4 protein-coding genes and 1 pseudogene are annotated in these 6,280 nt (G+C 49.3%); 2 read left to right on the top strand and 3 right to left on the bottom strand.

Annotation, left to right across the window (positions count from 1 at the left end; genetic code table 11):
• Both C4S60_RS23320 and C4S60_RS23315 read right to left on the bottom strand, forming a co-directional pair.
• Positions 1 to 108 (bottom strand): annotated as a pseudogene (locus tag C4S60_RS23320) (transcription elongation factor GreB); the annotation flags it as partial.
• A gap of 344 nt (positions 109 to 452) precedes the next feature.
• Positions 453 to 1,310: a helix-turn-helix domain-containing protein gene (locus C4S60_RS23315; RefSeq protein ID WP_103882925.1), complete on the bottom strand. Its 858-nt coding sequence runs from the start codon at positions 1,308 to 1,310 to the stop codon at positions 453 to 455.
• 375 nt (positions 1,311 to 1,685) lie between these two features.
• Here C4S60_RS23315 and ompR point away from each other — a divergent pair, with 375 nt between their 5' ends.
• Both ompR and envZ read left to right on the top strand, forming a co-directional pair.
• Positions 1,686 to 2,405, top strand: coding sequence for an osmolarity response regulator transcription factor OmpR (gene ompR, locus C4S60_RS23310; protein ID WP_103882923.1), 720 nt, complete (start codon positions 1,686 to 1,688; stop codon positions 2,403 to 2,405).
• Between the two features lie 95 nt (positions 2,406 to 2,500).
• Complete coding sequence (gene envZ, locus C4S60_RS23305; RefSeq protein ID WP_103882921.1) at positions 2,501 to 3,835, top strand: two-component system sensor histidine kinase EnvZ; 1,335 nt, start codon at positions 2,501 to 2,503, stop codon at positions 3,833 to 3,835.
• Positions 3,836 to 3,932: 97 nt separating this feature from the next.
• Here envZ and recG read toward each other — a convergent pair whose 3' ends face one another.
• A complete protein-coding gene (gene recG, locus C4S60_RS23300) occupies positions 3,933 to 6,011 on the bottom strand; it encodes an ATP-dependent DNA helicase RecG (RefSeq protein ID WP_103882919.1) in 2,079 nt (692 codons plus the stop codon).
• Positions 6,012 to 6,280 lie beyond the last annotated feature (269 nt).

Below are 6,280 nucleotides of genomic sequence, written 5' to 3'. Positions count from 1 at the left end.
CGCCCAGGTCACTTTTTTGGTCACTTCCGGACGCTCTTCTCGCCACAGGTAATCGAGCTCTTTTTTCAGCTTATCGTACCCTTCACGGGTAATCAGGTTTGTTTTCATAACAATGGGCTCACGACAACGTCGGATATTCAAAAGAAATCTATACTCAAGTAACCTCAAGATGCTTGTTCAGCGAGAATTACTTGGCTTCTAGGCGCGGCAGTGATTTGAAGATCTAGTGGCTCTACATCGAAAATCGCTAACTAAAGCATATAAGCCAAGTAAACTCGCCCTTTGGGAGCTCATCAAGGTGCCCATTTCTGCGTCAAATAGCTTCGAAAGGGAATAGCCATTCCTTCAACTATTTTCCCTGAACTGAACACCTTGATGAAGCTCTGAGTCCTGCATCTTGAGGTCACTTGAGTATATCGCTTTATATTGCCACGAAAATGAAAAACCTCAATCTAGGCAAAGCACTCGGCATCCTTCGTCGTCTCGTTACGGCGATGACGCTGAACTTTCTGATGATGGCTGAGCAGAGTCAACACGCGTCCGTCTTCATGGATCTGATCGAAAAACGGGTTGGCGGTTAGTCGATCTAGCTGGCATTCGTACACGCTGATCTCGCCGATTTGGTATTTTTCCGGAATAAAGATGTCTGACACCAGAGTCTTAGCATAAGGTTTGATGGCGGTGAATAGCAGTTTCTTACCTTCGAATAATTCACAGGCGTGCAGATGCACTTGTCGGTAGAGATGCTTATCCAGCGCTATGTAGCTGAGCAGACAGTCAATGCCTTCGTGGTTTTTGCCATAGACAATGTGCCCGACGATCGCTTGTTTGTGCTTAGCAACCACCACGTGCATTTCGCGCACGGAGAGCACTTCGATTAGCTTGGAAAAGTTGCCGTAGCGGTAATGCTGCTGAGCGTACATCACCTGTTCGCGATAGGCTGGTGGCAGGCTATCCCAGGTATAGGTTTCAAAGCAGTCAATGGTATACGGGTAAAGGGTATCGAAGCCGCGAAAGAAGTCGTCATATTTCTCCACACCCTGAATAATACGTTTTTCATCTTCGCTGTACTGATAAGGCTGTTGGAAAAACGTAGCGACGCCGACTCGTCGCATCAGGGATGGTTGTCCATTGCCATGCTCCCATTTACTCAGCATGGGTTGATTGATACCCAGAAACGCTCGATGCGAAAGACTCAATGCTTCTACTAACTCCAGCTGTGACATGCCGTTAAAGTTACGCCAGTATTTGAGTGCATGTGCAAAATGGTCGCGCGAGAAAAAAACCTCGGATGGGTTTGCAAACGTCATAATCTCTCCCTGGGTTTGGTAAAAACCGTGGATTTGTAAAGGTTACTGATAGTCTGCTTAGGTTAAATGATATACAGCCTGAGTCGGGCACAAAAGCCTATTTCAAAGCGTTACAAAGGGTTAGGGAAGGAAACGGATTTAGCTCAATCGTTAATCAGGTTTCAAGTGGCGTATTCTGGCAACATCTGAGATACATTACCTATATCACACAGAAAATTCTCTTGTGCGCCTGATATGGCCCATAATTAATAAACGTTAACAATTCTGTGCGCAAATCTTGCCCATGAAATGTTACATTTAGTGCAGTTACTCTTTTTGCACTCCCGAAAGTGTCAGTGAGAGTAGGTAAATTGCTTTTTAGTGGTGGAATCGAATATGCAAGAAAATCATAAGATTTTAGTTGTTGATGATGATGCACGTCTACGTGCATTACTAGAGCGTTACTTATCAGAGCAAGGATTCCAAGTACGCAGTGTTGCTAACAGTGAGCAGATGGACCGCCTGTTAACCCGAGAAACTTTTCACCTGATGGTATTGGATTTAATGCTGCCTGGTGAAGATGGCCTGTCGATTTGTCGTCGTTTACGTAACGCCAACAACATGTTGCCGATTCTGATGCTGACAGCCAAAGGTGATGAAGTAGACCGCATTGTTGGTCTTGAGGTGGGCGCGGATGACTATCTGCCAAAGCCGTTCAACCCGCGCGAGCTTTTAGCTCGTATTAAAGCGGTATTGCGTCGCCAGACAATTGAAGCCCCGGGCGCTCCGAGTCAGGAAGAGTCGGTGGTTGAGTTCGGTGACTTCCGCCTTAACCTGGGAACACGCGAAATGTTCCGTGGTGAAGAGGCGATGCCATTAACGTCTGGTGAGTTTGCTGTGCTTAAGGCACTGGTGACCAATGCTCGTGAACCTATGTCGCGCGACAAACTGATGAACATGGCTCGCGGACGCGAATACTCGGCAATGGAGCGCTCCATTGACGTTCAGATTTCCCGCCTGCGCCGTATGCTGGAAGTGGATCCGAGCAAACCCCGTTACATTCAAACTGTATGGGGGTTAGGTTATGTGTTTGTGCCGGATGGCAAAGAAGCATAACTAAAAAACTGTGATAAGGCTCTGGATGGATTCAGAGCCTTTTGTTTATTATTTGGGTATCACCATTCAATTCTCTCGCCTTCTAAGGAAAACCTATGCGATTTCGTAGCTCCTTCACGCAATCCATTCTATTGTTTTTTTCTCTGTTAATTGCCAGTCAGGTATTTTCTTACTACGCGGTATACAACTACGCGTTAGTTCCGAGCTTACAGCAGTTCAATAAGATCCTGGCGCATGAGCTATCGTTCTTTCTGGAAGATAACCAGGGGGTAGATGAAGAGTTGGAAATGGATGCGCCCTTGCGTCGACGAGTGCTGGAACAGTTGGGCGTGACGATTCACGCTGACACCAGTGCGATGGCCAACGAATTTAATCACGCCATGCCTATCGACCTGATGAGCGAAGAGATGTCCGAAGAGCTTCAGTCCAGTACTGAGGTTCGACTGATACTGGGTGAAGAGAGTTACATCCTGTGGATGAAAATTGATGCGCTACCGAACTCGTTGATTCGCATTCCATTGTCTGAGTTGCAGGAAGAAGACTTTGCTCCGTTATTCAGAAACAGTCTGATTATGGCACTACTGGTTATTGCGGGTGGCTGGCTGTTTATTCGTTTGCAAAACCGACCACTCATGGCACTCGAAAACGCGGCGAACTTAGTGGGCAAAGGGGAGATCCCACCACCGTTACCGGAAAAAGGGGCGTCGGAAATTCGTTCGGTCACCCGAGCGTTCAATCAGATGGCAAAAGGGATACAGGAGCTGGAGCAGGACCGTACTTTGTTAATGGCCGGTATTAGTCACGACATTCGTACACCGCTGACCCGAATTCGTTTGGCCACGGAAATGATGTCGCCAGAAGACAGTTATCTGGCGGAAGGGATCATCAGTGATACCGAAGAGTGTAACGAAATCATTGGCCAGTTTATGGATTATCTTAAACCGGTAAACACCCAGTCGTTCGAGTCGCTGAGCCTGAACGACATTGCCTCGGACATCGTCTCTTCCGAAGGTGGCTATGAAATCAAGATCGATTATCAGCCGATGAAGAAAATCAAAGACATCGAGGGTAGTCCCATTGCCATCAAACGTGCCATTACCAATCTGGTGGTGAACGCAGTGCGTTACGGTAACGGCTGGGTGAAAGTGACCACGGGTATGACGGTGGACAACAAACTGGCCTGGGTAACGGTAGAGGACAATGGCCCGGGTATCGAGCAAAGTCAGATAGGACGCTTGTTTGAACCGTTCACACGTGGTGATACCGCGCGTGGCAGTGAAGGCACCGGGTTAGGACTGGCGATAGTGAAACGGATCATCAGTCAGCATCATGGTTCGGTGAGTATTTCTAATCGCAGTGAAGGTGGGTTGAAGGCTCAGGTGAGCTTCCCGGTGGTTAAGAATGGAAAGAATATGGTTCCTAGGACCTAGGCGTGAGAGGCTGGTTCCTGGTTCCTGGTTCCTGGTTCCTGGTTCCTGGTTCTTGGTTCCTAGTTCCTAGAGCCTAGGAACCAGGAACCCGTTTCCGTTACGCCTTGGCATAAAACTCTCGGTCCCCTAACCAGCGGTCAATGATCTTCTTGGCGTTCTCTGGATACTGCTCGTGCACATGGCGCGCGATGCGCTGTACTTCTGGCACCAGACGCTGGTCACGCACCAGATCGGCGATCTTAAAGTCGGCTAAGCCAGTTTGCTTGGTGCCGAGTAGTTCGCCCGGTCCACGTATCTCCAAATCCTTCTGAGCGATCACAAAGCCATCGTTACTCTCCCTGAGAACCCCTAGGCGTTTCTGAGCGGTTTTAGAGAGCGGAGAGTGGTACATGAGTACACAGTGACTTGCGACGCTTCCACGGCCCACACGGCCTCGTAACTGATGCAGCTGAGCCAGACCCAGACGTTCTGGGTTCTCAATGATCATCAGACTCGAGTTAGGGACGTCTACACCCACTTCAATCACGGTTGTCGCCACAAGCAGGTGCAGCTCGTTGTTTTTAAATCGCTGCATCACGTCTTGTTTTTCCGCTGGTTTCATTCGGCCGTGGACCAGACCAATTTTCAAGTCGGGAAGCTTGCGTTGTAAGTCTTCAGCGGTATCAGCAGCGGCTTGCGCTTCCAGCACCTCGGATTCATCGATTAATGTACACACCCAATAGGCTTGTTTACCCTCATTAAGGCAGGCGTTCTTGACCCGTCCAATTACGTCATCCCGCTTGGTATCAGGAATCGCAACCGTCTGAATCGGAGTACGTCCCGGTGGGAGCTCGTCAATGACCGACGTTTCCAGATCCGCATAGGCGGTCATCGCCAGCGTTCGGGGGATGGGAGTGGCGGTCATGATCAACTGGTGAGGATAGAAGCCCTGTTTGGCTCCCTTCTCACGTAATTCAAGACGCTGGTGGACGCCAAAGCGGTGCTGTTCATCAATGATAACAAGCGCAAGGTTTTTAAATTCAACGGATTCCTGAAACAGCGCGTGAGTACCCACCACCATTTGCGCCTCACCGTTGGCAATACGTGATAGCTCCGCTTCTTTCGCTTTGCCTTTCTGTTTGCCAGACAGCCAGCCGACTTTGATGCCCATAGATTCGAACCAACCAGCAAAGTTAATCGCATGCTGCTCGGCAAGCAATTCAGTCGGTGCCATCATCGCTACCTGATAGCCGTGTTCAATCGCACGCACCGCAGCCAGTGCTGCCACGAGCGTTTTACCGGAACCCACATCACCCTGTACCAGGCGCATCATAGGGATCGGCTTCGCGAGGTCGGTTTCAATTTCCTGGACGACGCGTGCCTGCGCACCGGTCGGGGAGAATGGCAGTTGATTTAATAGCTGCTGCTTGAGTGTGTCTGCCTGGCCCAAGGGTTTGGCCGCATCTTGCTGGCCTTTACTGCGCACGGCCAACATGGATAAGTTCTGCGCCATCAACTCTTCGATGATCAGTCGTTGCTGAGCCGGGTGCTTGCCTTCGTCAAAGTCATCAAGGTTGATGCTTGGTGGCGGTCGATGAATGGTGTGCAGAGCCTCAGCTAATGTGACTTGCTGGTTGTAAAGACCGCCAGGCAAAAGTTCGTCCACTGCCGCTTTGTCCATCAGTTCTAACGCCTGATCTGTGAGATTTCTCAGTGTGATTTGTCGCAGACCCTCTGTGGTCGGGTAGACCGGTGTCAGGGTTTGCTCTAATTGAGGGGTCTTACCTTCTGCCTGAAACTTGTATTCGGGATGGATGATTTCCAGACCATGATTACCACGTTTGACTTCGCCATAGGCGACAATGATTCGCCCCAGGGAGAAGTTGTTTTTCATGGCGGCAGTAAAGTTAAAAAAGCGTAGCGTGATGGTGCCATTTCCATCGCTGACTTTGACTGTGAGCATCTTGCGGCGGCCAAAGGCGACGTCACTGCTCATCACAGTCCCCTGCACTGAACCCCAGAGCCCGGGATGCAACCGGACAATCGGGTAAATACGTGTGCGGTCTTCATAGCGATGCGGAAGGTGAAACAACAGATCCTGAACTGTATGCAAGCCAACCTTCGCCAGTTTTTCAGCGACCTTAGCCCCTACGCCTGACAGCGAGGTAAGAGAAATTGCCGACAACAACAGCGCCATGTTCACCATCCATCAAAATGTTCGATGCAGATATTCAAGCATTTTACTGTCTTTTTGTACAGTTTAAGTTGAAGGGCGGTTAAAGAGCGGAACTATGGCCCTGTGGCCCTATAGGGTTTGATGAATTATACTTTGCATTAACTTATTGATTAATAATGTTTTATTTGTTTTTGTGAACCACAGAACCACAGAACCACAGAACCACAGAACCACAGAACCACAGAACCACAGAACCACAGAACCACAGAACCACAGAACCACAGAACCAC

It is taken from the genome of Vibrio hangzhouensis (genome assembly GCF_900107935.1).
In the GTDB taxonomy this organism is placed as follows: Bacteria; Pseudomonadota; Gammaproteobacteria; order Enterobacterales; family Vibrionaceae; genus Vibrio; species Vibrio hangzhouensis.
This window is presented reverse-complemented; position numbering and strand designations above follow the sequence as displayed.